Consider the following 23701-nt stretch of genomic DNA (forward strand, 5'->3'; position numbering starts at 1 on the left):
TTTTATTGGATTTCAATTGTTCTTTTCTGTTCATACATAATTATACTACATATAGCTATAATTTATCGCCTTATATCCCCATGCCTGAAGGCAGGGGCATTACGGCGATGGATGGTAAAAAGAAGAACGAAGGAAAAGCTCAAAATGCAGCTCTAAATAAGAAGAAATTCTATAAGTGAGGAGTTGGTCGATTGGTCATTTTCCTGGGAAAAGTGTCTTTAGAGCTCCTTATCCTCTTTGAGTCCAATCCAAAGATTTTTTCTGAATTTCATAGACAAAACCCACTCCAAGTAAAAACAGAAAGAACAGAATAACAAACAATGCACCTATTCCCTGAGACAAAAGGTCTTGATAGGATATAGCCCAAGCAAAGAAAAAAATAGTCTCAATGTCAAAAAGAATGAAAAGCATTGCCACCATATAAAACTTTACAGAAAATCGTGGATTCTGAGGACCTATTGGATCTTTTCCACATTCATAGGGAATATCTTTTTCTTTTGTTTTCCTCCCTTTTTGCCCAATTAGAGCAGCAACTCCAAGCATTCCAGCAGCAACAAGAATGGCCGCCAGAAATTGAAACACAAAGGCAAGTGTGTTGATTTGTTCGGACAAAGGCTGTGATTGTGACAAAAATAAGCTCATAAGAATAAAAAAACCCCGTTTTTATCTTTTACTATTGTCATTATTAATTAGAAAAAAGTTTTTTTTATTATTGAATGATCTACTCCAGTATGGCGAAAGTTTTTCTTTATAGCAAAGCCTTTTTTCGACAAATCCAAATCTAAAGCTGTATATTTTGTCGGTTGAACAAGAAATTCCTGGAAAATACTATAGCTCCTATACCTATTGAAGAGCTTCTCTTTGTATTTTCTTAATCGCTCTATGCCATACCGATAGTTTCTGAGCAGGCTGAGGAGCTTTTAGAAGTCTATTGCCATTCCCCTAAAGTAAATTCTGCTGGTTAAAATTTGAACTAGGGGAAGGACCACAGAAACCTGTTCTTCCTGATAAGCTCTATGGCATTCATCCAGGACTAGCTTCTATAAGTTTCAATAGACTCCTCGCTGCTGTACTCGCACCGTAGTCTGAAATTTGGAGAAAAATCTAAGCAATAGTTATATTTTTGCGCTGGACCACTACATGCATTATAATTTTCCAGCATGGGAAGCAACAGTTATGCAATGGGGAGCTCGATCAGGACTATTGCCTTAGGCTTGGAACAAAGATTTTCCACTTCCACTCCTTTGAAAAATCTCATACCTATCATTTTCTTGTTTATCTGCAAAGCGCCCACAGAGCTTTTGAGGAAGTTCTATGGGGAGCTGTCCGCTTTCTCGAGCCAAAATTACTGTCTCCTCCCCAAGAGTGGTGCACCACTTGGGATTCTAAAACAATATATCGAGCAGAAGCAGAACAGTTCTTCTATTTCTTTCTGGTGGACTCTGTGGCCATTTCATTCCTATCTAAAATACTGTGCAGTTAGAGGAGGAGCACTTCGGGGTAGATTTGTCGAATGAATCATTCTAGTGATTTAAAAGAAGAAGAAAAAAAAGAAAGATTTTTTTTTGCTTTTTGGCCCGATGAAAACCTACAATCCCTTTTAAGCAAGCTAGCTAAGGATTTATTTCCAAAAATTGAAGGGAGGGCCATTCCTCAAGATTCTCTTCATATAACTGCTCTTTTTTTAGGTTGGACTTTACCAAGCCTCGTTGACGAAATTACAAAACAGATCCCCTATTTTTTAAAACCTGAGGGGTTTCCGCTCTCTCTCCTTTTCGATAAAGCTGTTTTTAAAAAGAAAGGTAAAGAAGGGATTATATGGTTTGAAGCCACTCTTGTGCCTTTAGCTCTAGAAAAACTGATTAAAGAACTTATCCAGCTCATGATCCATAAAAAAGTGGCCTTTCAGGCCTACGATAAATTTATTCCGCATATCACAGTCTTTCGCCATGTTTCTTATCAGAGTGTGCCGGTTAATATGAAAAAAAACCAACCAATCGCCCTGCCTACATCTTTCGAACTAACAATAGAGGCTTTGCATTTAGTACGGTCTGAACTTAAACCCTCCGGAAGTCATTATACAAAAATTTGGAGTTATTCATTGAAGCCATAATGAATGGGATTTAGTCCCAACCATAAAGATCGTAGATCCGCCTGACCCTTATGAGTGGCAAACTATTATAGCAGTTTGGTTAATAACACTAAACTTTCCTATTTTTCACCACTAGCCCAGAGTTCACCGAGACCCTGACCGACTTTGTTTCAGCCAAACATCTGATAAGTTCCCTCCCCTAAGAGACAACACAGCCCTCAGGCTTTGGCAGGAGGCTAGAAGCAAAAAGTTTGACGAATGAACTATTTTTCGTGACTACAGGTTTTCTTTGCCAAAAAGTTTTTTTTATTTTTATTTCTTCGTCATTCTTTGTAAGCTTTTCTATGATCGATCGGTACACTCGCGAACCCATGCTCCAAATTTGGAGCGAAAAAAAAAGAATCGACAGTTGGATTCAAATTGAATTTCTCGTTTTAGAAACTCTGGTTGAGTTTGGCTATTTACCAAGAGAAGAAACAAAAGATATTCAGAAAAATATATCAATTGGCCTCGAAGAAATTAAGAAACGCGAAGCAATTACTCAGCATGAAATTCTTGCTTTCCTTGAACCACTTGCTGAACAGCTTGGTCCGGCTGGAAGGTATCTCCACTTTGGTTTAACTTCTTCAGATATCCTTGATACCACTTTTGCTCTCCAATTGAAAGCAGCCGCAGAGCTTCTCCTTTCAGATATCGACATGCTGCTGAAAGTGATCGAAGAGAAAGCCACCCAGTATGCCTTTGTCCCCATGATTGGAAGAACCCACGGTGTTTTTGCAGAACCTACGACTTATGGATTAAAACTACTGCAGATGCTTGAAGAATTCAAAAGAGCACGTAGCCGACTGCTGCAGGCTAAAGAAGAAATATCTTATGGCATGATTTCTGGCGCTGTGGGAACTTATGCCCATTTAGATCCTGAGGTCGAAGCAACTGTGCTAAAAAAACTTGGTTTAAAAGTTGAGCCTATTTCCTCTCAAGTGATCCCTCGGGACCGACACGCTTTTTTTCTAAATTGCATCGCTCTTATTGGAAGCTCTGTGGAGAGATGGGCTACAGAGTTTCGTCATTTACAAAGATCTGAAGTACTCGAAGTCGAAGAGCCATTCAAGCCAAAGCAGAAAGGTAGCAGTGCCATGCCACACAAAAAAAATCCCATTCTTTGTGAAAGGCTATGCGGCCTAGCCAGGCTTCTAAGAGGCTATGCTCTTTCTGCGATGGAGAATATAAGCCTCTGGCATGAAAGAGACATTAGTCATTCTTCGGTAGAAAGAGTGGCTTTCCCTGATGCCACCATCCTGCTTGATTATATGCTTGCATTGCTTCTAGATATCCTTAAAGGTCAAACTGTCTATTCAGAAAGAATGAAAGAAAATATCTTGGCCAGTCGTGAGCTCTATGCTTCAGAAGGGTTGATGTTGGCTCTCGTTCAAAAGGGGATAAGCAGAAAAGAAGCCTATGAAGCTGTACAGCAAGTGGCAATGACTTGTTGGCAAGGCGACAAGCCATTGAGTCTTTATGCTAAATCTCATCCCTTCATTTCGACTCTTCTCGAAGCTAAAGAGATCGATTCTCTTTGCTCCCTTGACTTTTATCTGAAAAATGTCCCTACTCTTTTCCATCGCTGCGGAGTAAAAATTGAAGACCAACCCTGTAAATCTCACGATCATGACTAGGGCTAAAATAATGATTCTTCCTAAAGAGGGTGTTTTTGATCCTCAAGGAGAAGCGATCCGAAATGCACTGATTCATTTAGGGCTTGAAGAAACCCTATCGGTCCGAGTAGGTAAGGAAATTGTGATCGAATTTAAAGAAGCCGACCAAGAAAAATTGAAACAAAAAGTAGAAGAGATCACCAAAAATTTTTTATCCAATCCCATAATAGAACAATTTAAAATAGAATGGGAAAAGGAAGGACAATGAATTGGGCGATTATCGAGTTTCCTGGTTCAAATTGCGGTCCTGATTGTGTGTATGTCGTTGAAAAAGTGCTTAAGCACAAAGCAACGCTACTCTGGCATACAGAAAAAAAAATACCCTCTGTTGATGCTATCATTCTTCCAGGTGGATTTTCTTATGGAGATTACCTAAGAAGTGGAGCTATGGCCGCTTTATCGAATATTATGGGTGCGGTTAAAGAAGCAGCTAGACTTGGGGTTCCCATTCTTGGAATTTGTAATGGTTTTCAAATTCTTTGCGAATCAAAGCTTCTCCCTGGAGCCTTGATCACTAACCGTTGCTCTCGATTCATCTGCTCTCCTATTTATTTACGTGTAGAGACAAATGAGTCGATCTTCACTTCTCTTTTTTATTCAGGGGAAGTCATCCAAATACCGATCGCTCATGGGAAAGGCTGTTTTTATGCTGACCCACAAACCATCCAAAAAATGGAATCGGAGGGACAAATCCTATTCTGTTATTGCGATGCTAATGGTAATATTAGCCAGCAATCCAATCCCAATGGGTCTCTGAGGAACATTGCTGGCATCCGTAATCTCAAAGGAAATATCCTTGGCTTGATGCCACACCCTGAAAGAGCCTCAGAAAACGAATTTGGATCTGTTGACGGGAAAAAAATTTTTCAATCGGTTTTCAGCTACATTGAAGCCAAAAAAGGAAAACTACTGCCTTGTTGATTGACAAACCCTTAATCATTCAATTTATTAGACCAGTGGATCCAAACTCTACTCCGCCTCCTCTGGATGACTATTTATATTGGGAGTCGAAATATCAATCTGGCCAAGCAGGCTGGGATAGGGGTGCACCTTCTCCCGCACTTGTAGAAGCCTTACAACGATTCCCTCCCCCCAAAAGGGTGCTTGTTCCTGGATGCGGGACTGGCCATGATGTCCATTATTTAGCAAGCCTCAAGATTGAAGCCCTAGGTATCGATTTTGCGCCCTCAGCGATTGAGACGGCCAGAAAAAAGGCTCAATCTCCTTTTGAAAATTATCTTCTGGCTGATATTTTTTCTCTTCCGCAGCAGTTTCATGAATCTTTTGACCTGATTTGGGAGCACACTTGTTTTTGTGCCATTCCCCCAATTAAAAGACCCCATTATGTCCAATCGATGTATAGTATGTTGAGAGCTGATGGGCTTTTTCTTGGAATTTTCTTTCTTGATACCGAAAGCTCCACCGAACCTCCTCCATATTGCTTTAGTTTAAATGAAATCGATCGTCATTTTGATCCCTATTTCCAGTTAGAGGCTGAATGGTTGCCTTCTGCCTGCTATCCAGGAAGAGAAGGAGAAGAAATTGTCAGACTTTATAAAAAACTTTCTTAATACCAATACCAAAGCTCATTCTCGCCGTTCAAATGCTCAAAGAGATAACAAAAGCTACCGAATCAAACTCCCTTTCTTTGGATAATCGTGCTTTTCACCGAAGCGTTGCTTTCGGGGTCATTGCTGCAGGTTTTTTTTTCCATTTGTGGTTTTCCACAACCTTTTGGCTTATCCCTGATGAAGCCTACTATTGGCTATGGTCCAAACACCCATCCCTTTCCTATGCCACTAAAGGACCTGTCGTTGCCTGGTGTATAGCCGTTGGTTCCTTTTTTTTTGGAAACAGCATTTTGGCTATTAGATTCATGGCTCTATTATTCAGCATCGGAACTGGAGTGTTAATCTATTTCTTAGCTGAAAAACTTTTTGATTCTCTAACAGCTTTGCTTTCTGTTTTGTTTGCAGCCAGTTGTCCTATTTTTTCGATCGGCTCTGTGCTTATGACAATCGATTCGCCATCCTTATTTTTCTGGCTGCTTTCTGCTTTTCTATTCCTGCAGGCTCTTGGGCAAGACAAAAGAAAATACTGGATCTTTACTGGAATGAGCTTGGGAGTAGGATTTCTGGCTAAATATGTGAATGCATTTGAGCTCCTTTGCTTTAGCCTTTATTTATTGTTCTATCCAGACAAAAGAAGACTCTTACTATCACAAAACTATGCCTATTTCCTTCTTTTTTCTTTTTTATTCTCTTTGCCTGTATGGATCTGGAACGCCAACCATGGATGGATAACGGTCCATCATCTCCTCCATCGTGGCGACTTAACCTCTTCTTTCGTTATAGAACCAACCGAACTTATTAAATTTCTCCAGGAACAGCTTTTGAGTTATTCCCCTTTCCTCTTCCTAGGCATTATTTGTTCTATCATTTTGGTCCTTTGGTCACCCTCTTTTCGTTCTTCACAAACCCTTTTTCTTCTTACATTATTTCTCCCTGCCTTTCTCTTCTATACTTTTCTAAGTCTACATAAAGCAGCAAAAGGCAATTGGACAGTCACAGCCGTTTCTAGTGGGATGATTCTTTTAGCTTATATTATGGTAAGGCTTTTTCATCTTCCACACATCAAAGTGCTTTTAATCAGTGGATTAGCTGTTAGTTTTTTGCAAACCGCCCTTCTGCATAGAGAAGATCTTTCTTTTCTTGGGATAAAACCAGAAAAAGATCCCCTTTTGAGACCCAGAGGATGGCAAAGCGTCGCCATCAAGCTAAACGAAATCCAGAAGAAGTTCCATCCTGAATATTTCATAGCCAATGATTATGCTTTGGCAAGCGAGTTGCAATTTTTAATCCAAAGCTCTAAAGTCTTTATTCCTACATGTCTTCAAGAACAAACACAATTTGCCTTTTGGGAGAGTTATTCAATTCTGCATAATGCCAAAGCAATCTATATCTCAAACGATCAAAGTAGGCTTCTTCCAGAATGTCTCAAAAAAGAGTTCTCAAAGATAGAGCATTTCGGGGGGTTCTGGAGAGAATATAAAGGGAAAAAAATAGAATATTACTCCATATGGCTGCTTTCTTCCCGCCCTACTGCTTCTCGATTAGAAAATTGATTGTTTCATAAGTCTCATTAAGCACTTGATAAACCGATCTTTTTGTTTTGAAATTACACACAACGGATAGATCATTAAAAAGAAAACAACAAAAGCAAACCTTTCTCACAGCCATGCCCAACGATTTTCTTTCTACCGCTATTGAAACGGCACTGGAAGCTGGAGATTTTCTTCGGCGTCATTTCGAAACGGATATAAAAATTGCTGAAAAGTTCTCTCATGATATTAAGATTGAACTTGATAACCTTGCCCAAGAAAAAATCATTGCATCCATTCTAAAAGATTATCCTGAACATCAAATTATTGGCGAAGAAGGATCCATAGGTTCTAAAGACTCTGAAATATGTTGGATTGTCGACCCCCTTGATGGAACGGTTAACTTTACGTATGGGATCCCCCACTTTTGTATTTCTATAGCTGTTCAAAAAAGAGGGAAAACCATCGCTGGCGTCATATACGATCCAATGAGAGGAGAACTTTTCACGGTGAGTGAACCTGGTTATCCAAAACTCAACGGAAAAGTAATTAAATCCAGTCAAAGGTCTTTTCTTTCAGAATCGATTGGAGTGATCGGTTTTTCTCGGACAAAAGAAACCATTGCTAAAGCCACAGACCTTTTTTTTAATCTCGTTCCAAAAGTCAGAAAAATCCGATTTACAGGATCGGCTGCGCTAGATCTCGCTTATGTAGCTTGTGGAAGATTGGATTTTTACATTGAGCAACAAATTCAAATTTGGGATATTGCTGCAGGCATTCTGCTCGTAGAAAAGTCTGGAGGTAAAATTATGACAAAACCTATTATTGAAGGAAAAACTTTTTCCCTCAAAGCAACTAATGGATCATTGAATCTCGATTTTGTAACTTTTGATTAGCCTGGTTTTCTATGTTTCCACAGTTTGCATGCATGCTGAGTATGCAGCTTCTTTTTTTGCTTTTATGCTTGAAGACATTTGGAGGTATTCCTTTCAAAGAAGACACACAATTTAGTGTTCTACAAATCATCCATGGTGCAGGCTATTATCCACCCAGAAAACAAAGAGTATTTGTTGACGACAAGAAAATGAGGCTAGAGTTGCTGGAAGAAGAAAAGGAAAATGTCATGATTTACAGATCCGATCTAGGCGTCATTTATAGCCTCCTGCCCAATCGAAAACTTTGTTTTATCATCCCATATTCACAAGAACTAAAAGAGAAAGACCCTATTTCTTCTAACACCCTTAGCAATATTACTCCAAAAGGAACAGAAATCCTGAATGAGATCGTTTGCGATAAATTTGAAGTGGTCGGTTCTTTTGGAAAAGCTTTCCTTTGGATGAGCAAAGAAAATCGCTCGCCCCTCCGTCTTAGCAGCGAAGATGGGAAAAATGTTGTAGACTGGATGAATTACCAAAAAGGTCCACAATCTCCAGAACTGTTCGAACTACCCAAAGACTATCAAATCATCGATATGAGCAAAAACATGCCTAAAAAATCTACTTCCTTTCCTCCTCCTAACCTGCCCCATTAGATTCCTACGGCCATATCCTTAAATCCTTAAAAAAAATATAAGCTAAGAGCCCTTCAGAACGAATTGTTCATTGCAGGGCAAAACAATACATAAAAAGCATCAAGCAATCTTTTGCGCAGAAGCAGAGAGGACTCTCTTCTTATTGGTCTTTTCGAGGGAGACGAATAGAGAGCATCTTATTGACAAATTTGATAGCTATAAAAACACTCAAGCAAATAATAAAGAATTGCACGATGGCATTTATGAAAAGCCCATAATGAATAGCTACTTCAGGAATAGTTTTCCCAAAAGCGTCCTTTCGTAGGGGGACTAAGACCAACTGGAGATTTTTAAAATCGACTCCCCCTACAAGCACTCCAAGTGGAGGCATGATAATGTCGTTTACAAGAGAACTCACAATTTGATTAAAAGCTGTCCCGATAACAACCCCCACAGCCATATCTATGGCATTGCCTTTGAAAGCGAATTCTTTAAATTCTTTCAAAAAGCTTTGCATTAGTCCTTTTTATTCTTTAGCTTAGTCTACTACCTAAATCTTTCTAGAAATTTTCTCTAACGCTTCTTTTAATATTTTTTGAAAAACTTTCTTATCAACTTTTTCTAAAGCAAAAGGGTTATTTTCTTTTTCTCCATTTAAGAGAAACAGCAACTTTTGACAACCTTGAGCAATAATGAATTGATGATCAAAAGCTAGGATGGGTAATTGATTCAATGGGAAAAAACAGGCATTTTTGGCATCATCCCCAGCAGCAGGTTTTAGATTCTCAAAAGGCATTACTAATAAAAAGGCTATACTAATTACCCTGCCTCGAGGATCTCTGCCAGGCTTCCCAAATGCACCAATCTGAACTAATTGTGAGGCGCTTATGTTTGTTTCTTCCTTAAGTTCCCGTAAGGCTGCTTCTTCCAAATCCTCATTTTCCTCAACAAAACCTCCAGGCAAAGCCCACATGCCTTGAAAAGGTGGATTTTTCCTTTGAATAAGTAGCAGATGCAAGGTATCAGGCATAAATCCGAGGACTACACAGTCTGTTGTCAGTGCAAATCGAGCTATTTCTGGACGCAACCCAATGTGTCCTATCCGGGAAGACGAATCGATTAAGCTCATTCTAGAATGTGTCCTTCTTTTCACTCTTCATCAAGGGGATTTTGCTTTGGTCAAAGGGTTTTGCATGCATATTTAAAGAAGAGAACCAGCTCCCTCTCTCTAGCCATTAGTCGAAGAGACCTACTCCCTAGGCCATTAGGGTTTCCAAAGACATTACGCCTGTTTTAGTTCGTTCTTTTCGCCTTGGTTTTGGACCGTGGGAATCCGGGATTACCAAGGCCGTATCGTTCTTCGGTTAACCGGCATGGTGTTGACGAGCCGGCGGTGGAGGATCCACCACCACTCCCATAAGCTACGATGAGAATTGCTCCCGCTTCGCGTCCATCCGCTGCGGTATTCCGCTGCGTGGAGTCTGCTGCCCCGGAACAGTCCCCTTCTTCGGGTTTCCAATCGGGCTGTTTCCCTGTCCTGAGGGAAACCTCTCCAAAAGGATCGTCTTCAGCCGGTTTCGCGGCGTCCACGGAAGAATTTCCAGATCTCCTATCCTTTCCTTGTGGTTGTATGCGCCTACCCGATCCGCTTGGCTTTCGTACCGGCAATACCGGCACGTAAACCTCTCCCTGTCGCGGTTCTCTGGATGGATAAAACTGCTCTTCGGACAGAGTTGCAAGCTATAGGCCAGATTGACCTTTCGGAGTGGAACCTCCCGCTGACGCCAGAAATTCAATTCGCATCCGAAGCACACCGATTTGCATCTGGATGATGCGCCGGGAAAGCGGAAAGGCCAATGTTTCGATGACTTTTCTCCGCATGACCAATCCTTCTGGCGGAACGTAGTGTCCAAAAGTTGAGCCGCTTCTCCGCAGGCGAACCATCCTTCTCTGCAGCGGATCTTCTGACCAATCGACGCCGCACAGGCAAGCAACCACCTCTCCACCGTTTCGTAGACACGTTGATCGCCCGCTTCCACATCCGCTCCTGCAACCCATTCGAGCCTGGCATAGTCTTCTGCGACAAGCCGATCCCGCTCCTCGCATCCGCCCAGGCATTCCGAGAAGCGGTCCAAGAACGCTCTTTCTCGGCTGCGTAGCGAAGGCAGAGATCCGCTAGCATCTGGCGCTTCTTCCGGTTCAGCGGCAGGCTCTTCGCTTGGATCATCGCAACGTCTTATCTGTCTTCCTTGGCTTTTACCATATCCTCGATCTTTTTTTGTATTTGCGCAAACCTTAAAGACGGCTTGAAAAGCAGTGAATGATCGAAAGGAGATCCTTGCTCGTCTCTTCCTCTGGAGAGAGGGATTCGACGTTCATGATGGTGATTTGGGTTCCATGATCCTGGCAAAACTTCTCGAACCATTCTTAACCGAACTAGACCATCCAGTCCTTGTGAGCTACCACGATCTAGGAGATCTCTCCCCGTTCCACCATCTCCATCAGGTGCAGAAAATTCTTCCTCTTGTAGGTTAGTCCGTTGCCCACATCCTCCAGCCGTTCGGCCACCGTTTTGCTTTGTGCCAGACAAAACCTTTCCAGTGCTTCCCGCTGATTCTTCAGATCCCCCCCTTTGCCCAGCGTTGGAGACTCTGGCATACGCGATGGTTCGACGTTGCGCCGCCTTTTGGGACCGATCACTCGCAGGTAGTCCTCGTGGATGTAGCACAGTCGGTTTGTTGGAGTTCGTTTAGCGGGCAATACCTCTTCCCGATCCCATCGTTGCAGCGCGTTTAGGCTCCGACCGATCAGCGCGCCTAACTTCTTAGGCGAATATATGTTCGCCATGCATATTTATCACTAGATTTGCATGGCAATATCAATAACTATTCATTACTCTCATGCATTAATCTATTTTCATAAATAACCAATGGTTAGAAGATGTTTTTTTTAAATGGATCAGTGCATATTTTCCTCTTAATCTATTTCCGTGAAGAACAAAAAGAATTTTATCCTTTCCCCATTCTACTGGCTCATATTCCCCCTGATCCCATATAGTTACTGTTCCGGCTCCATATTCTCCTTGAGGAATGATCCCTTCAAATCCAATATAATCCAGTGGATGGTCTTCTACTTGAATCGCTAACCTTTTTTCACCAGATAATGGTAAACTTTTCGGAATTGCCCAGCTTTTAAGCACTCCATCCTTTTCGAGTCTCAAATCATAATGATGCCGGCGCGCATAATGCTCCTGGATAACAAATCTATTCATTTATCTATTTTATCGAAATAATGCTATATGAGGTCACTAATCTTTACTTTTTATTCCTAAAAACCTTGACTTTTTTCGCTCTTTTTCAATTAATTTACAGAATGAAAAACCTATTTAAATTAAGTTCTATTCTTTTTGTTTCCCTCTCTTTAATTTCTGCTTCTTCTTTGTATGCATCAGAGTCTATCGAAATTGCAAAAAAGAAAGCCAAATGCGGCTGTGCAGATAACTGTGCAAAGAAAGAGAATTGTGCAGTACACAAGGGAAAAGATTGTGACTGCTCATAGCATTCTACCATTCTGGCCTTCAATCCAGCAATAAGGAAGCCTTTTTCGAGAGAGGATCTAGCGGTATATTTGTTTCAATTACAACATTTAAGGATTCGAAATATTACATCCGATCTTTAAATGTTATTTACTTTTTTTACTTGGAATAATGAGCGGATAGGGAATGCAATGTTGTTCTATTAACTTTCCAATTATTGTTCTGAAACGGATGTACATACGTCTTCTAACATCTACGCTTAATGATAGGCAGCCTGTGGTTTCTTATTTTATCATTTTATCCACCAATACTAAACTGGACTGAGTCTGCTTGCTCTCAAGAAATTCCCTTATGCTTCAGATTGCAAAGGATTCAAAGCTTCGAAAAAATCTTCTTCCTATTTATTATTTTTTGGCTTCTTTTGTCGTTTGAATGGCTATTTTGGTTATGCCATGTTTTCTGATCAAATCTAATACAGCCGTTACTTTTTCAAATGTTGCCTTGCAATCACCATTTAGAAAAATTCTTGGCTCTGCCTCTTGAGTTTTTAATTCCATAATTTTTGCTGGTAAAGATTCTATGGAAACTTGATCTTTATTAAAATAAATGTCTCCTTTATCAGTAATAGTGATGGTTATTTCTTTTTCTTTCCTTTCGATAGAAGATGAACTCTTTGCAAATGGCAAATTGACGGTTTGACCCTCATTCTTAATCATTGCTAAGGAAACCATCATAAATGTGGCTAGTAAAAAAAACATCACATCAATAAAAGGAATGATTTCTAGTCTAGGTCTTTTTCTTCTAGGAGATACTATTTGCATATTTCAACGTACAAGTCCGATAGCTATTTATTGTCTTTATGGCAACACCGAAGAACTCGATTGAATTTTGGAATTGGACATTACTTCCAAAGAAGAAGGAGTTCCGGAGGTAGGTCTGCTAGTTGTCCCCTCTAGCTCCATCTGGCCTCTTAAAAGCAAAACGAGACGAGTAGAAGCTTCTTCTATTCTTCTTCTAGCTCTATCCATTCGAGCACTGAAAAAATTTAAAGGAATGATAGCTACAATGGCTACGGCAAGACCAAAGCTAACAGCGATCAAAGACTCTGCCACACCTCCCGTAATAGCGGCTTGTTTTCCAGCAATTTCTCCAGAGCCTACAATACTAAAAGCATGCATCATCCCAGTAACCGTTCCTAAAAGCCCCAATAACGGTCCTAGAGTCACTGCTGTATCAAGAACAACGAGTCCCTTATTAAATCTTTCCAGCTGCTCGCTTGCTGCTTCAAGCAGAGCATCTTCTAAGGCTCCATCTTTATGTTTTAACCCTTCTTGCAAGACTTTAAGCACATAATCTTTGTTTTTTTCAGCTATAGCTAATGCCTCTTCATACCTTCCCTGCCCAACAAGTTCTAGGAATTTCGTCACTAGCTTTCGTTTTCTATTGCGACTTATTTCTATCAGAAAAAGCAATCTCTCGAATATGACAGCAAGAGTTATAACGGATAGGGCCAGAATTGGCCACATTATTGGTCCGCCTTTTAAAAAAAATTGAATCATAAGCAATTAAACATTTGTAAAAAAAAATAGAAGAGATGTTCTCAAGAAAAATACAGTTTTATAAAATAAATCAAGTCTTTTATATCGTATTCCACCAAATCCTTGCCCAAAATCCCATATTATTTAATACAGAATCAATGAACAAATTTATTATAAATAATAATAAGATTCTGAAGCAAGAAAAAAAGATTAACGGAAAAGACAGAGAAGAGGAAGGCTTTAGTTAGGAGGGTTTTACGCTCAGAATCCAAAAACCATATAGCCACCACGATAGCGGGAAGAGGGAAAGCTTTTCTTTGCGCAATATGGCTCTATGACTAATCTTTTTCTAATACCTCAAGGTTTTTTTTCACCTCTCTCCTAATAAGAAAGAATAGAAAAAGAGAAACTTCTTGACTCTTTCATTAGTTAGACTAGCAAACTTTAGTTCTTTGAATTTTTTTTTATTTACCCATAACTGTTTTGTTTAAGAAAAGCTCATTTATTGCAGCCAAATAAACCCATTACGTATTTCTCTTTGTTAATAGAAAAAAAACCATGGTTTAGCCTTATCGATTTTTCAAAAAAACAAAAAGACCGACAAAGCTACCTATTTTCTGCCAAGGATAATGCCGATAGCAATGCCAACCAATAATGAAATTCCTATCGATTGGTAAGGATTTTTCCGAATAATTTCATCTGTAGTTTTGGCCCTTTCTTTTGCTTTATCGACAAGCCAATCTTCTGAATTACTTAGGTAGTCTCTTAAAGAATTTAATTTGGTGTTTAGCCTGTCAATGGCATCCTTTGTTTTTTCTCCAATATCACCAGCAGTCGTTTTTAGGAGAATATCAGCATCATGAAGTACAGCTTTGATATCGTTAACTAATTTTTCCCTGGTTACAAATTCGTTCATCATTTTTCTCCTTTTCTAATTGTTGTGAAAAAAACAATAGCACATTCCCAGGCAAATTGACAAGATTTCGCATATAAATTGCTTGGTATTATCGTTACTTTTTAAAACATTTTCTTATTTCTTGACATGTGACAGGATCTTTCCCAGGTTAGTTCTCCTTTTACTCATTAAGCAAATCTATTGTATAGTCTTAGCTGCTGTGACGCTCCAAATTGCCTGAAGAAAATAGGTTGGTAGCCATATCTCAGAAGCTTTTGGCTGTTAGCAGCATAAAATCCATTACCGGCCGGGGAAGCACCAAAGGAAAACTCTTAGACTTAATAGCAAGCCAGGCGTATGTTTTTAGAACGAGCCACATCTACGGAGAAAAAAATCGTCTATCCTCCTATATGGATAAAGCTTTTTAGAGTGTGCAGCCTAGCGGTTCTTGTTGTTTTTTCTACTACCAACTCCAATGGTCAGAATAGCTTCTGATAGCTTTGGAAATGTAAAGCAAATAGCCCAATCCTACTGACTCTATACTACTTTATGGTTTGCCACTCTAATGGAGGATGGCTTGCAAACGGACTGAATACCTTAAAAAGATGAAGGGTATGCTCATTGCATTTCTGTTATTCAGTGATCCCTGAAAAACTAAGGGAAACCAGAGGCAGGGCAGTCTAGCCTTCTTTCTTCCACTCCACCCAAAGGGATAAATATTGCTTTAATTGTTAGCTTTTGAGATCTTATTCAGCTTGCTAACAACTGTAAGCTATTTTTAGATGCGAGCCTTTTCAGAAACCGTTTTGGATTGGCTAATGGAATGCTTTTGAAGGTAGATAAAGATAACTGGATAAATGATCAACTCCAATAAGGCAGAGGTAATGACTCCCCCAACCATGGGAGCGGCGATCCGTTTCATCACATCCGCCCCTGTTTCTTGACTCCATAAAATCGGTAGAAGGCCAAAAAGAATTGCACACACAGTCATTATTTTGGGCCTTATTCTGCCTGCTGCCCCTTCCTTAACGGCATCTAAAAGATCCGCCATCGATCCCATTTTCCCCGTTTTCTTTGCTTCCATGAAAGCATGATCAAGATAAAGTAGCATAATAACCCCGGTTTCTGCATCGATTCCCGCTAGAGCAATCAAACCAACGGCAACTGCCACACTCAAGTTATAATTAAGGATATAAAGGAACCAAAACGCCCCCACTAGAGAAAAAGGAAAAGCAAGAAGCACTATAAGAGTTTTCTTTAAAGAATGGGTATTAAAATAGATCAAGACAAAAATGATAAACAAAGTCAAAGGAATAAGCAGGGAAAATTTAGCTTTAGCTCTAAGAAAATATTCATAAGAACCGGCCCATTCGATGTAATATCCGGGTGGGAAAGAGATCGTTGTCCCAATTTTTTGTCCCGCTTTTTTAATATATCCCACTAAATCCTTCGCAGGGGTATCAACAAAAACAAAATTCACCAGTTGTGCATTTTCACTTCTAACAAGTGGGGGGCCTTGACTATAGCGAATGTCTGTCACTTCACTTAAGGGAATTTGCGAGGAAGCAATTGCCATAGTCGTCGGATTACCAGACATTTGTTTCTGTAACGAGGCTTGAGGCGGCAGCGGAACAAGAATCCTTGAAAGAGAAGCCACGTCTTTTCTAAAATCTCTATGGTATCTGACATTTACAGGGTATCGTTCTCTACCTTCAATGGTGGTAGTGACTGTGTTCCCTCCAATGGCTCCCTCTATCGTTTGGTTGACGTCTTCGACAGTCAGTCCATAACGGGCAAGTTTATCTCGGCGCACAATGATATCGATGTAATTTCCTCCCTCAATTCTTTCTGCATAGGCACTCCTTGTTTCAGGCATTTCTAGCAAGACTTTTTCGATTTTTTCCCCAAGCCTATTCAGCTCCTCAAGATCCTTACCAAAGATTTTAATCCCCAAAACGGAGCGAAACCCTGTGGTCAGCATTTGAATTCGTGTTTGAATAGGCATCCAGAACACGTTCGCCACCCCAGGGAAATGGAGTTTCTGATTCATTTCAGCAATCAACTTATCCCAATTCATTCCTTTCCTCCATTTATCCTTAGGTTTTAAATTGACGATCGTTTCAGTCATCGAAAGAGGAGCCGGATCGGTAGCTGTATCTGCCTGTCCTGATTTGCCAAAAACCGATTCCACTTCTGGAAATGTCATTAGATAACGATCCTGAAGATTGAGAAATCTCTCCGCTTCAGAAATACTTATTCCAGGAACGGCTGTCGGCATATAAAGGATTGTTCCTTCGTTTAAAGGAGGCATGAACTCCGCACCCAATCTGGATAATGGATAATAAGTAGAGAGAAGTATCAGTAGAGCCAGAATCAAAACAACAGCTCTATGTTTAAGAGCTTGTTCAAGAACAGGCTTATAGAGAAAAAAAAGGAACCGGTTGATAGGATTTTTTTGTTCCGGAATGATTTTCCCTCGGATAAAGCCATTCATAAGAGCTGGAACAAGTGTGATAGAGAGGAGAGAGGCAAAAAACATGGAGAAAGTTTTTGTAAAAGCAAGTGGCTTAAATAATCTGCCTTCTTGAGCCTCCAAAGCAAAGATTGGCAGAAAGGAAACGGTAATAACAAGAAGAGAGAAAAAAAGGGGCCGACCTACATTTTGAGAGGCTGTCAATAGCAACTCTTTTCGGGTTATTCCCCTGGGTTCATTGCCGGTCAATATCCTATATTCTTCAAGCGAACGATGCGCATTCTCCACCATGATGATGGCTGCATCAATCATGGCTCCTATGGCAATGGCTATGCCACCCAAAGACATGATGTTAGCTGTCAGATGGAAACTAGAAAAAGGGATAAAAGACAAGATAACAGCTGTTGGCAACATAAAAATAGGAATCAATGAGCTACGCAGATGCCATAAAAAAACAACACAGACGGCACTGACGATAAGGCATTCTTCAAAAAGCTTTTTTTTCAATGTTTCAATAGATTTGTAAATTAGTTCGGATCGATCATACACAGGCACCAATTTGACTCCTTGGGGGAAAGAAGGTTCTAGACTCTTGATTTTTTTCTTTATTCCATTGATCACCTGGAGAGCATTCTCACCATATCGCATGACGACTATACCTCCAACAGCTTCTCCAATGCCGTTATAATCAGTGACACCAAAACGAATATCTCCTCCAATCGTCAAGTCTCCCAACTGACTCACCACAACAGGAATACCCTGCCTGTCCCTTTTAACAACCACCTGGCTGATATCTTCTAAATTCCTGAAATACCCCTTGCCCCGTATATAAAATTCGACTGTAGAAACCTCTAAGCTTTTCCCTCCCACATCTTGATTACTCTTCTGTATTGCCTGAACGACCTCATCAAAACGGATCCCATAGGCCAAAAGCTTATTAGGATCGATATTTACTTGATATTGTCTAACATACCCACCAAAACTGGCTATTTCCGAAACTCCATGAACGGTAGAGAGAGCATACCGTAACGTCCAATCCTGAAAAGAACGGAGCTCAGAGAGCGTATGCTTGCCCGATGTATCTAGGAGAACATACTCATAAACCCAGCCCACTCCCGTCGCATCTGGACCTAATGTCGGATTGACATTGGCGGGAAGAGAGGAACGAACCGAGTTCAAATATTCCAAAACCCGCGATCTTGCCCAGTAAAGATCTGTTCCATCTTCGAAGATTACATAGACAAAAGACTTACCAAACATCGACTCTCCCCTTACGAATTTCACTTTCGGAGCGGAAATAAAACGAGTTGAAATCGGATAGGTTATTTGATCTTCGATAAGAGTAGGACTTCTTCCAGGCCATTCGGTATAAACAATCACTTGAACGTCGGAAAGATCAGGAATGGCATCAAGAGGCACGTGCGCAACAGAGTAAAGCCCAAGACAAAGGCTAAAGAAAACAAAGAGGAGAACCACAAATGGATTTTCTCCACTCCAAAGAATAATCCGGCTGATCATTAGTCTTTACATGCCTGGCATCCCATGCATATGAGAATGAGGCATCTGTTGATATTCTTTTTTCTCTCCTGCTTCTCTTTTCTCTCTCTTAGAATAATGATCGCTGCTCCATATTTTTAAGGCTCCCTGAACCCTGGCTTCTGCATCGATCAAAAAATTGGCTCCACTGACGACTCGATCCCCCTCTTTTACCCCTCCTCGGACAATATAATAGCCTTCTATTTTATCTCCAATTTCCACAAATTTTGGCTCCAAGTGGCCTCCCCCATGGTCGAGAAAAACTACGTAGTGTTCTCCTGTGGGTATCACCGCATCTTCAGCTATAGCAAGCTTAGTTCCAAAATCTATTGTTGTTTTAAAATCAGCGTACATTCCTGGATGCAGAATGTGATGTGGGTTAGGCAGAACAACCCTCACCTGCAATCGGCGAGTCTCTTCAGCAAAATGGGGCTGTATAAAATCGATTTTGGCTTCGAATATTTTTTCTGGCAGAGCAGGGAAGCTTATCTGACAAGGAAGACCAATAGAAATATATCGAGCCTGATCTTCTGGTAGTTCAGCTAAAATCCACACATTTCGTAGATCAACGATCTTGAGTAGGGACTGGCCGGCTGTAAAATACATCCCTTCGTAAACATTTTTTTCATGAATATGCCCCTCTATGGGAGAACGGAGCTCAAAGGTTCCACGAATACCCTTTGCTGTTCGCACATCGTTGACAGACATCGACCAAGCATATTTTTCAAGCTCCCTTATTTGATCCTCATTAAGATCCCAAACACGCAATCTAGCACGAATGTGATAAAATTGTTGATCGAGCAGTATCGGATTATCTTTTTTTACTAAAAGGCTCCTCCGCCATGCTCTATAAGCCTTTATATAATCCATCTGCGCCTGAACCCAATCCTGGCTTAATATAGTTGCCAGTGTTTCTCCCTTGGAAAAATGCTTGCCCACATAATTAGCATATAATTTGATTATATACCCATTGCCCGCCTTGACGTTAACATCGTAAATTTTTGACTCGTTGATTGAAACAATGGCTGGTGCATTAATTTCAAGTTTTAACTTTCGGACTTGTACCTCCTCGGTCCTTACTCCAATAGCCTGAAGCCTTTCTGGGGGAATAAAAAAGGGAGAGGTTTCCTGGGTTTCTTTTTGATTCTTTTGCTCAGATTTTGTTTCAAAACTGGAAGCATAAACGGGCACTAGGTCCATCGAACAAATAGGGCATTTTCCAGGGGTTTTTGATTTGACGCTGGGGTGCATCGTGCAAGTATAATAGAGAATTTCTCCCTTTTTTTCTTCTGCTTGAATAGGGCAGAGAAAAAACCAAAAAAAGATAGGAAGGATGCCAAAGAAAAATAAGAAATTCTGCAAGCCTTTCCTGTTGACCATGACCAAGAATTTTTTACTGCAGCACAATTATTATCACAACCAAAGAAATTATTCTTTAGAAATCATTTTCCCCAAATATTCCCTTTCTCCTGCTTGAAATGGAAAGAGGCGGCCCAATAATTTCAGCTAAGATCACCACTTTTCTTAGATTACTGGCCTCTTTGAGAACTGCTACTAGCTCTTTTTTAGAAATCCCTTTTTTCATTGGTTTCTTTTCCTCATAAGAAAAAATATCCCAGTCCTCTTTTTTCCCCAATATCTCCTTTGGAAGGGATGTTTCTTTCTGCAATGCTATTTCTTTCGCTGAAAAAATAATAGGCAACTCTTTTTCTACCGGCAGAGGTATCGATTCCTTGATACTTTCTTCCTTTGTTGTCATAGAGGCGGATTGTTTTTCCTCCGATGGCTGCTTCTCTTTTTCCCAAGGAAAAGGAACACGGCTAGAGGAAGTCTTGCTTTTCCTCCCTCTTCTCAATCCATAGAACAGCTGTAAAGCAACAAGAAGGAGGAAAAAGAGGAAAGGGAGGAAGTCTTTCATAAGCAGTTTGAGAAGTAATCTGTTAAGTGGGAGTTGTAGAAGATGTTTCTCCAGAAATACTAGCCCGCATTTGGGTATCCGCTTGAATGTTACGCAACCTATAATAATCCATCACTCCAAGATAGCCTTTTCTAAGAGCTTCAGAAATGGCTATGGGGATTTGAGACTCAGCTTCCACCACTTTGGCTCTCATCTCTTCAACTTTAGCCTTCATTTCCTGTTCTAGAGCTACAGCGGCCGCTCTTCTGACTTCTGCTTTCGCCTGCGCTACCCTTTTATCTGCTTCTGCCTGCTCGGCTTGAAGTTTTGCTCCTACATTATCGCCTATGATCACTTCGGCAATATCTATCGATAAAATCTCAAAAGCTGTACCAGAATCCAATCCTTTCTGAAGAACTATCTTCGATATCCGATCAGGATGTTCTAATACTTCCTTGTAGGTAGTAGCCATTCCTATGGTCGTCACTATGCCCTCTCCTACTCGAGCAATAATGGTTTCTTCCGTCGCTCCTCCTACAAACCTTTCCAAATTTGTTCTTACGGTCACCCGTGCTTTGGCTTTTACCGTTATTCCATCCTTAGCCACGCCTGCAATGTAGGTTGGCCCTCCAACTTGAAAAGGACAATCGATTACTTTAGGATTAACGCTTGTGCGAACAGCCTCAAACACACTTTTCCCGGTTCCTATGGTTGCCAGGTCAATGGCACAGGCCCTGTTGAATGTTAAGGGGATCCCCGCCCTATCCGCTGCTACCAATGCTCTTACAACATGCTCTACATTACCGCCTGCCAAATAATGGGATTCTAATTGAGCTGTGGAAATAGATAGACCAGAACGGACTGCGGTGATTCTTGTGTTAACGATCAACGAGGGAGGAATTCCTCTAAGCCGCATAGCAACGAGATTCAGTAAGCTGACAGCAGCTCCTGTAATCATTGCCTTTATCCACAATCCAATAAAATTGAATAGGATCGCTGCAACAATCAGCAGAACAATGAGCAAAAAGACAATCAAAATCCAGCTAATCACAAAATCCCCTTATTTATTGTTTAACAGGCTAGTATCAATAATGAAAAAAGCTATTCAGTTTGTATAGCTCTTACAATTGCTTTTCCTTCCCTGATTCCTACAACTTTTATCTTTACTCCTTCTTCAATATATCCTGTTTCAGATACTGCCTCTACTCTTTTTGAATCTATGCGAACAAAACCATGCGGCTTGCATGGAGACTCGCATCTGCCTTCTTTTCCTAGATACCAATTGATCTCATTGCCTTCTTCTTCCTTATTGGTCACTAAAAGCTCCATCTTCTTTTTTAGCCCAGTCTTGGGGAAAATTACGATCCACAACCAAAAGATCAACAGCAAGACGACAAGTTCAACCCCAAATACTGTTAATCCTCCCATGAGACCATAAAAGACAAAGCCTAAGACTATAGCTGACAACAACAAAGAAGAACCTAACAATGCCAGAATATAGCCTGGGAAAAAAGATTCAATGAAAAGCCCAAGACCACCAGTAAGGATCAATATCAAAAGCAAGAGTTTCACCGCATGACTTCGGTTAATTTAACTCTTTACATCCACTGCTTCGACAACAATCCGGATCCCCTCGACTCGAACAATCCGAATTGGAGTGCCTTCAGCAATAAACTCCCCAAGACTTACGACATCTACCACCTTCCCCTTGAATCTTCCCAAACCACTTGGTCTAAGGACTGTGACTGCTTGCCCTTCCATACCAACAGACAGCTCGAGGGTCCGCTCATCCTTTTGTTGCGGCTCTTTACTCCACCCAATCGAAACTCTTTTTGGAATAAAACGGGAAAAAGCAAATATAAGCAGAAAGGCTGAACCTATGGCAATTATCAAAGATATCAATCCCTCCCTCATCCCAGCAAGCCAACTTCCCACATTTTCTGTCGGCAATTTTTCTGCCGATGCCGATAGTATTGCAATGACTACCATTAAGAGCCCAATGAGAGTTGGGATGACTAATCCAGGAAAGAAAAAAAACTCAGCCAAAACCAAAGAAACACCAAAGAGGAAAAGGAAAAACGGCTCAAAACCACTTAATCCTGCTAGATAATGACCCAAAAAATAAAGGCAAAAAAAGAGAAGACTAAGTAATCCTAAAGCTATGCCCCCAGTCTGCAGTTCTAAATAGGCGAGCAGAAGACCAAGAGTCAAAAAAAGGGGACCTAGCATCGTCATAATCCTGCCGATTCTTTCAAAACCGGTAGGTTTTAATTGGATAATTATTGGCTTTGTCCCTATAATTTTTTCGGCCAATTGCTCTAAACTAGGAATAATGCCTTCGGCTAAAAGAGGCTTAGGAGGATTTCCATACTGCCTAATGGCTTCTGTATCGGTAAGGGTCAAGACTTTTCCCTTAGGAAGGATTTCTTTGCCATCTATGACAAGTCCACTATCTTTGTCCACCATGGCATTAAAAACAGCAGGATTATGGCCGTGTCGTTCTGCAATGGCTCGAATCAATCCTTGATAGGCAGAAAGAATTTTTTTCTCATAACTTTCCGGTAAATTCTGTATGCCACCTTGAGGAGAAAACATCACAGGGGTTGCCGCACCAATAACCGAACCCGGAGCCATATAAATATGCCTGCAGGCAGCTGCCACAAAAGCACCTGCAGAATAGGCCTTATGATTTACAAAGGCAAAAGTATTTTCCTGAAATGGGAAACGTTCAATCTGCTGAATAATTTTTTCCATCGACTCCACTTGTCCCCCTGGGGTATTTAAATCAATAATCAAGTCTTTGGCACCGCTTTTAATCGCTTCATTTACTCCACGCCTAACCACATAAACCATAGTTTGTTCAATCTCATCCTTAATAGGGATCACATAGACAAGCTCATTCCCACCCTTGACAATCTGTGCCTTAAGAAATGAACAAAAAAGAAAAAATAATAAACTAATAGCTCCTAACTTCCCGTATGTCATTCCAACTCAGTCATTGCCATTTGTTTGCAATTTCAAAACATAATTGCGCTTTTGTTTGAAACTAATTTATCAAATTTAACTTGCTCAACTGCTTATTCTTAAGCTAAATGTTCTTTTATCCCCTACATTCTATTTTACTTATTGACAATATGGTGGTCTTCTTTGATTATTTAAAGCACCGATTTCATCGTGAAATTTAGTTTTATCAACCGCTTCTTTGCTGTCTTTTTTCGATATTTTTGTTTTAGCTTACTTATTTTTTTATTCTTTTCGTTTTTTTCGATTAGAGCCATCGCCGATAACACTTCTTCGCAAAATTCTCATTCGACTAAGAAAAAGGCGCTTAAAAAAGAAAAAACCAAACATAATCATGATCTTCTTTCTGATGCATCCGCACAGATTGAAGAGAAGAACAAGCAGATAGA

General features: G+C 40.5%; 25 protein-coding genes. 10 read left to right on the forward strand and 15 right to left on the reverse strand.

From position 1 onward, the window contains the following. Positions 1-228: 228 nt before the first annotated feature. Complete coding sequence (locus A7Q09_RS04700; RefSeq protein WP_134390144.1) at positions 229-642, reverse strand: NADH-quinone oxidoreductase subunit A; 414 nt, start codon at positions 640-642, stop codon at positions 229-231. 871 nt (positions 643-1513) lie between these two features. On the opposite strand from A7Q09_RS04700, the gene thpR reads away from it, so the two are divergent. The 8 genes from thpR to A7Q09_RS04740 all read left to right on the forward strand — a co-directional run bounded on the left by thpR (position 1514) and on the right by A7Q09_RS04740 (position 8438). Beyond that, positions 1514-2113, forward strand: coding sequence for an RNA 2',3'-cyclic phosphodiesterase (gene thpR, locus A7Q09_RS04705; RefSeq protein ID WP_134390145.1), 600 nt, complete (start codon positions 1514-1516; stop codon positions 2111-2113). A gap of 323 nt (positions 2114-2436) precedes the next feature. Beyond that, positions 2437-3768, forward strand: coding sequence for an adenylosuccinate lyase (gene purB / locus A7Q09_RS04710; protein WP_134390146.1), 1332 nt, complete (start codon positions 2437-2439; stop codon positions 3766-3768). 10 nt (positions 3769-3778) lie between these two features. After that, entirely contained in the window at positions 3779-4015 is a 237-nt protein-coding gene (purS, locus tag A7Q09_RS04715) for a phosphoribosylformylglycinamidine synthase subunit PurS (RefSeq protein ID WP_244228527.1), read from the forward strand. Next, positions 4012-4728, forward strand: a complete 717-nt coding sequence (purQ, locus tag A7Q09_RS04720; protein WP_134390148.1) for a phosphoribosylformylglycinamidine synthase subunit PurQ — start codon at positions 4012-4014, stop codon at positions 4726-4728. The genes purS and purQ overlap by 4 nt, the downstream gene beginning before the upstream one ends. Beyond that, entirely contained in the window at positions 4722-5378 is a 657-nt protein-coding gene (locus tag A7Q09_RS04725; RefSeq protein ID WP_244228529.1) for a methyltransferase domain-containing protein, read from the forward strand. Before purQ ends, A7Q09_RS04725 begins: the two co-directional genes overlap by 7 nt. Positions 5379-5410: 32 nt before the next feature. Further along, a complete protein-coding gene (locus A7Q09_RS04730) occupies positions 5411-6931 on the forward strand; it encodes a glycosyltransferase family 39 protein (protein WP_134390149.1) in 1521 nt (506 codons plus the stop codon). A gap of 47 nt (positions 6932-6978) precedes the next feature. Further along, the gene (locus A7Q09_RS04735; RefSeq protein ID WP_244228531.1) at positions 6979-7803 is read left to right on the forward strand and encodes an inositol monophosphatase family protein; all 825 of its coding nucleotides are present in this window, start codon (positions 6979-6981) and stop codon (positions 7801-7803) included. Positions 7804-7844: 41 nt separating this feature from the next. Next, the gene (locus A7Q09_RS04740; protein ID WP_244228533.1) at positions 7845-8438 is read left to right on the forward strand and encodes a hypothetical protein; all 594 of its coding nucleotides are present in this window, start codon (positions 7845-7847) and stop codon (positions 8436-8438) included. A 139-nt stretch (positions 8439-8577) separates the two neighbouring features. On the opposite strand, the gene mscL is transcribed toward A7Q09_RS04740, so the two are convergent. The 5 genes from mscL to A7Q09_RS04765 all read right to left on the reverse strand — a co-directional run bounded on the left by mscL (position 8578) and on the right by A7Q09_RS04765 (position 11688). Further along, positions 8578-8934, reverse strand: a complete 357-nt coding sequence (gene mscL / locus A7Q09_RS04745; RefSeq protein ID WP_134390151.1) for a large conductance mechanosensitive channel protein MscL — start codon at positions 8932-8934, stop codon at positions 8578-8580. Positions 8935-8967: 33 nt separating this feature from the next. Then, the gene (locus A7Q09_RS04750; protein ID WP_134390152.1) at positions 8968-9546 is read right to left on the reverse strand and encodes an NUDIX hydrolase; all 579 of its coding nucleotides are present in this window, start codon (positions 9544-9546) and stop codon (positions 8968-8970) included. Between the two features lie 292 nt (positions 9547-9838). Continuing rightward, positions 9839-10456 (reverse strand): zinc ribbon domain-containing protein, encoded by a 618-nt coding sequence (locus A7Q09_RS11450; RefSeq protein ID WP_394346619.1) that lies wholly within the window; start codon positions 10454-10456, stop codon positions 9839-9841. 197 nt (positions 10457-10653) lie between these two features. Further along, positions 10654-11007: a hypothetical protein gene (locus A7Q09_RS10450; RefSeq protein ID WP_166791926.1), complete on the reverse strand. Its 354-nt coding sequence runs from the start codon at positions 11005-11007 to the stop codon at positions 10654-10656. 315 nt (positions 11008-11322) lie between these two features. Then, positions 11323-11688: a DNA polymerase ligase N-terminal domain-containing protein gene (locus tag A7Q09_RS04765; protein WP_134390153.1), complete on the reverse strand. Its 366-nt coding sequence runs from the start codon at positions 11686-11688 to the stop codon at positions 11323-11325. 101 nt (positions 11689-11789) lie between these two features. Between A7Q09_RS04765 and A7Q09_RS10665 the strand changes: the two genes are divergently transcribed. After that, positions 11790-11975: a hypothetical protein gene (locus tag A7Q09_RS10665; RefSeq protein ID WP_208526682.1), complete on the forward strand. Its 186-nt coding sequence runs from the start codon at positions 11790-11792 to the stop codon at positions 11973-11975. Positions 11976-12356: 381 nt separating this feature from the next. Here the strand turns inward: A7Q09_RS10665 and A7Q09_RS04770 are convergent, their stop codons facing one another. The 9 genes from A7Q09_RS04770 to A7Q09_RS04810 form a co-directional block, all read right to left on the reverse strand. Then, positions 12357-12773, reverse strand: a complete 417-nt coding sequence (locus A7Q09_RS04770) for a biopolymer transporter ExbD (protein ID WP_134390154.1) — start codon at positions 12771-12773, stop codon at positions 12357-12359. 36 nt (positions 12774-12809) lie between these two features. Next, the gene (locus A7Q09_RS04775; RefSeq protein WP_244228534.1) at positions 12810-13478 is read right to left on the reverse strand and encodes a MotA/TolQ/ExbB proton channel family protein; all 669 of its coding nucleotides are present in this window, start codon (positions 13476-13478) and stop codon (positions 12810-12812) included. Positions 13479-14100: 622 nt separating this feature from the next. Then, the gene (locus A7Q09_RS04780; RefSeq protein WP_039722131.1) at positions 14101-14409 is read right to left on the reverse strand and encodes a YqjD family protein; all 309 of its coding nucleotides are present in this window, start codon (positions 14407-14409) and stop codon (positions 14101-14103) included. A gap of 754 nt (positions 14410-15163) precedes the next feature. Continuing rightward, positions 15164-18376 carry an efflux RND transporter permease subunit gene (locus A7Q09_RS04785; protein ID WP_134390156.1) on the reverse strand — a complete coding sequence of 1071 codons (3213 nt, stop codon included), beginning with the start codon at positions 18374-18376 and terminating at the stop codon, positions 15164-15166. Between the two features lie 6 nt (positions 18377-18382). Beyond that, positions 18383-19774, reverse strand: coding sequence for an efflux RND transporter periplasmic adaptor subunit (locus A7Q09_RS04790; protein WP_134390157.1), 1392 nt, complete (start codon positions 19772-19774; stop codon positions 18383-18385). Positions 19775-19829: 55 nt separating this feature from the next. After that, positions 19830-20312 (reverse strand): hypothetical protein, encoded by a 483-nt coding sequence (locus A7Q09_RS04795; protein WP_166791927.1) that lies wholly within the window; start codon positions 20310-20312, stop codon positions 19830-19832. 22 nt (positions 20313-20334) lie between these two features. Further along, positions 20335-21342: a flotillin-like protein FloA gene (gene floA / locus A7Q09_RS04800; RefSeq protein ID WP_134390159.1), complete on the reverse strand. Its 1008-nt coding sequence runs from the start codon at positions 21340-21342 to the stop codon at positions 20335-20337. A 50-nt stretch (positions 21343-21392) separates the two neighbouring features. Further along, on the reverse strand, positions 21393-21863 hold the full coding sequence (locus tag A7Q09_RS04805) for an NfeD family protein (protein WP_134390160.1): 471 nt from the start codon (positions 21861-21863) through the stop codon (positions 21393-21395). An 18-nt stretch (positions 21864-21881) separates the two neighbouring features. Further along, on the reverse strand, positions 21882-23276 hold the full coding sequence (locus A7Q09_RS04810) for a nodulation protein NfeD (protein ID WP_134390161.1): 1395 nt from the start codon (positions 23274-23276) through the stop codon (positions 21882-21884). A 189-nt stretch (positions 23277-23465) separates the two neighbouring features. Here A7Q09_RS04810 and A7Q09_RS10670 point away from each other — a divergent pair. Then, positions 23466-23701, forward strand: a 236-nt coding sequence (locus A7Q09_RS10670) for a hypothetical protein (protein WP_394346618.1), incomplete at its 3' end; no start/stop codon positions are given.

The sequence above is a fragment of the Methylacidiphilum sp. Yel genome (assembly GCF_004421185.1).
Lineage (GTDB): Bacteria > Verrucomicrobiota > Verrucomicrobiia > Methylacidiphilales > Methylacidiphilaceae > Methylacidiphilum.

What these genes read in the sequence shown, in the direction of transcription:
- A7Q09_RS04700 (WP_134390144.1), bottom strand. Translation starts at nt 642, where the DNA reads ATGAGCTTATTTTTGTCACAATCACAGCCTTTGTCCGAACAAATCAAC.
- thpR (WP_134390145.1), top strand. Translation starts at nt 1,514, where the DNA reads ATGAATCATTCTAGTGATTTAAAAGAAGAAGAAAAAAAAGAAAGATTT.
- purB (WP_134390146.1), top strand. Translation starts at nt 2,437, where the DNA reads ATGATCGATCGGTACACTCGCGAACCCATGCTCCAAATTTGGAGCGAA.
- purS (WP_244228527.1), top strand. Translation starts at nt 3,779, where the DNA reads ATGATTCTTCCTAAAGAGGGTGTTTTTGATCCTCAAGGAGAAGCGATC.
- purQ (WP_134390148.1), top strand. Translation starts at nt 4,012, where the DNA reads ATGAATTGGGCGATTATCGAGTTTCCTGGTTCAAATTGCGGTCCTGAT.
- A7Q09_RS04730 (WP_134390149.1), top strand. Translation starts at nt 5,411, where the DNA reads ATGCTCAAAGAGATAACAAAAGCTACCGAATCAAACTCCCTTTCTTTG.
- A7Q09_RS04740 (WP_244228533.1), top strand. Translation starts at nt 7,845, where the DNA reads ATGCAGCTTCTTTTTTTGCTTTTATGCTTGAAGACATTTGGAGGTATT.
- mscL (WP_134390151.1), bottom strand. Translation starts at nt 8,934, where the DNA reads ATGCAAAGCTTTTTGAAAGAATTTAAAGAATTCGCTTTCAAAGGCAAT.
- A7Q09_RS04750 (WP_134390152.1), bottom strand. Translation starts at nt 9,546, where the DNA reads ATGAGCTTAATCGATTCGTCTTCCCGGATAGGACACATTGGGTTGCGT.
- A7Q09_RS04765 (WP_134390153.1), bottom strand. Translation starts at nt 11,688, where the DNA reads ATGAATAGATTTGTTATCCAGGAGCATTATGCGCGCCGGCATCATTAT.
- A7Q09_RS10665 (WP_208526682.1), top strand. Translation starts at nt 11,790, where the DNA reads ATGAAAAACCTATTTAAATTAAGTTCTATTCTTTTTGTTTCCCTCTCT.
- A7Q09_RS04770 (WP_134390154.1), bottom strand. Translation starts at nt 12,773, where the DNA reads ATGCAAATAGTATCTCCTAGAAGAAAAAGACCTAGACTAGAAATCATT.
- A7Q09_RS04775 (WP_244228534.1), bottom strand. Translation starts at nt 13,478, where the DNA reads ATGTGGCCAATTCTGGCCCTATCCGTTATAACTCTTGCTGTCATATTC.
- A7Q09_RS04780 (WP_039722131.1), bottom strand. Translation starts at nt 14,409, where the DNA reads ATGATGAACGAATTTGTAACCAGGGAAAAATTAGTTAACGATATCAAA.
- A7Q09_RS04785 (WP_134390156.1), bottom strand. Translation starts at nt 18,376, where the DNA reads ATGATCAGCCGGATTATTCTTTGGAGTGGAGAAAATCCATTTGTGGTT.
- A7Q09_RS04790 (WP_134390157.1), bottom strand. Translation starts at nt 19,774, where the DNA reads ATGGTCAACAGGAAAGGCTTGCAGAATTTCTTATTTTTCTTTGGCATC.
- A7Q09_RS04795 (WP_166791927.1), bottom strand. Translation starts at nt 20,312, where the DNA reads ATGAAAGACTTCCTCCCTTTCCTCTTTTTCCTCCTTCTTGTTGCTTTA.
- A7Q09_RS04810 (WP_134390161.1), bottom strand. Translation starts at nt 23,276, where the DNA reads ATGACATACGGGAAGTTAGGAGCTATTAGTTTATTATTTTTTCTTTTT.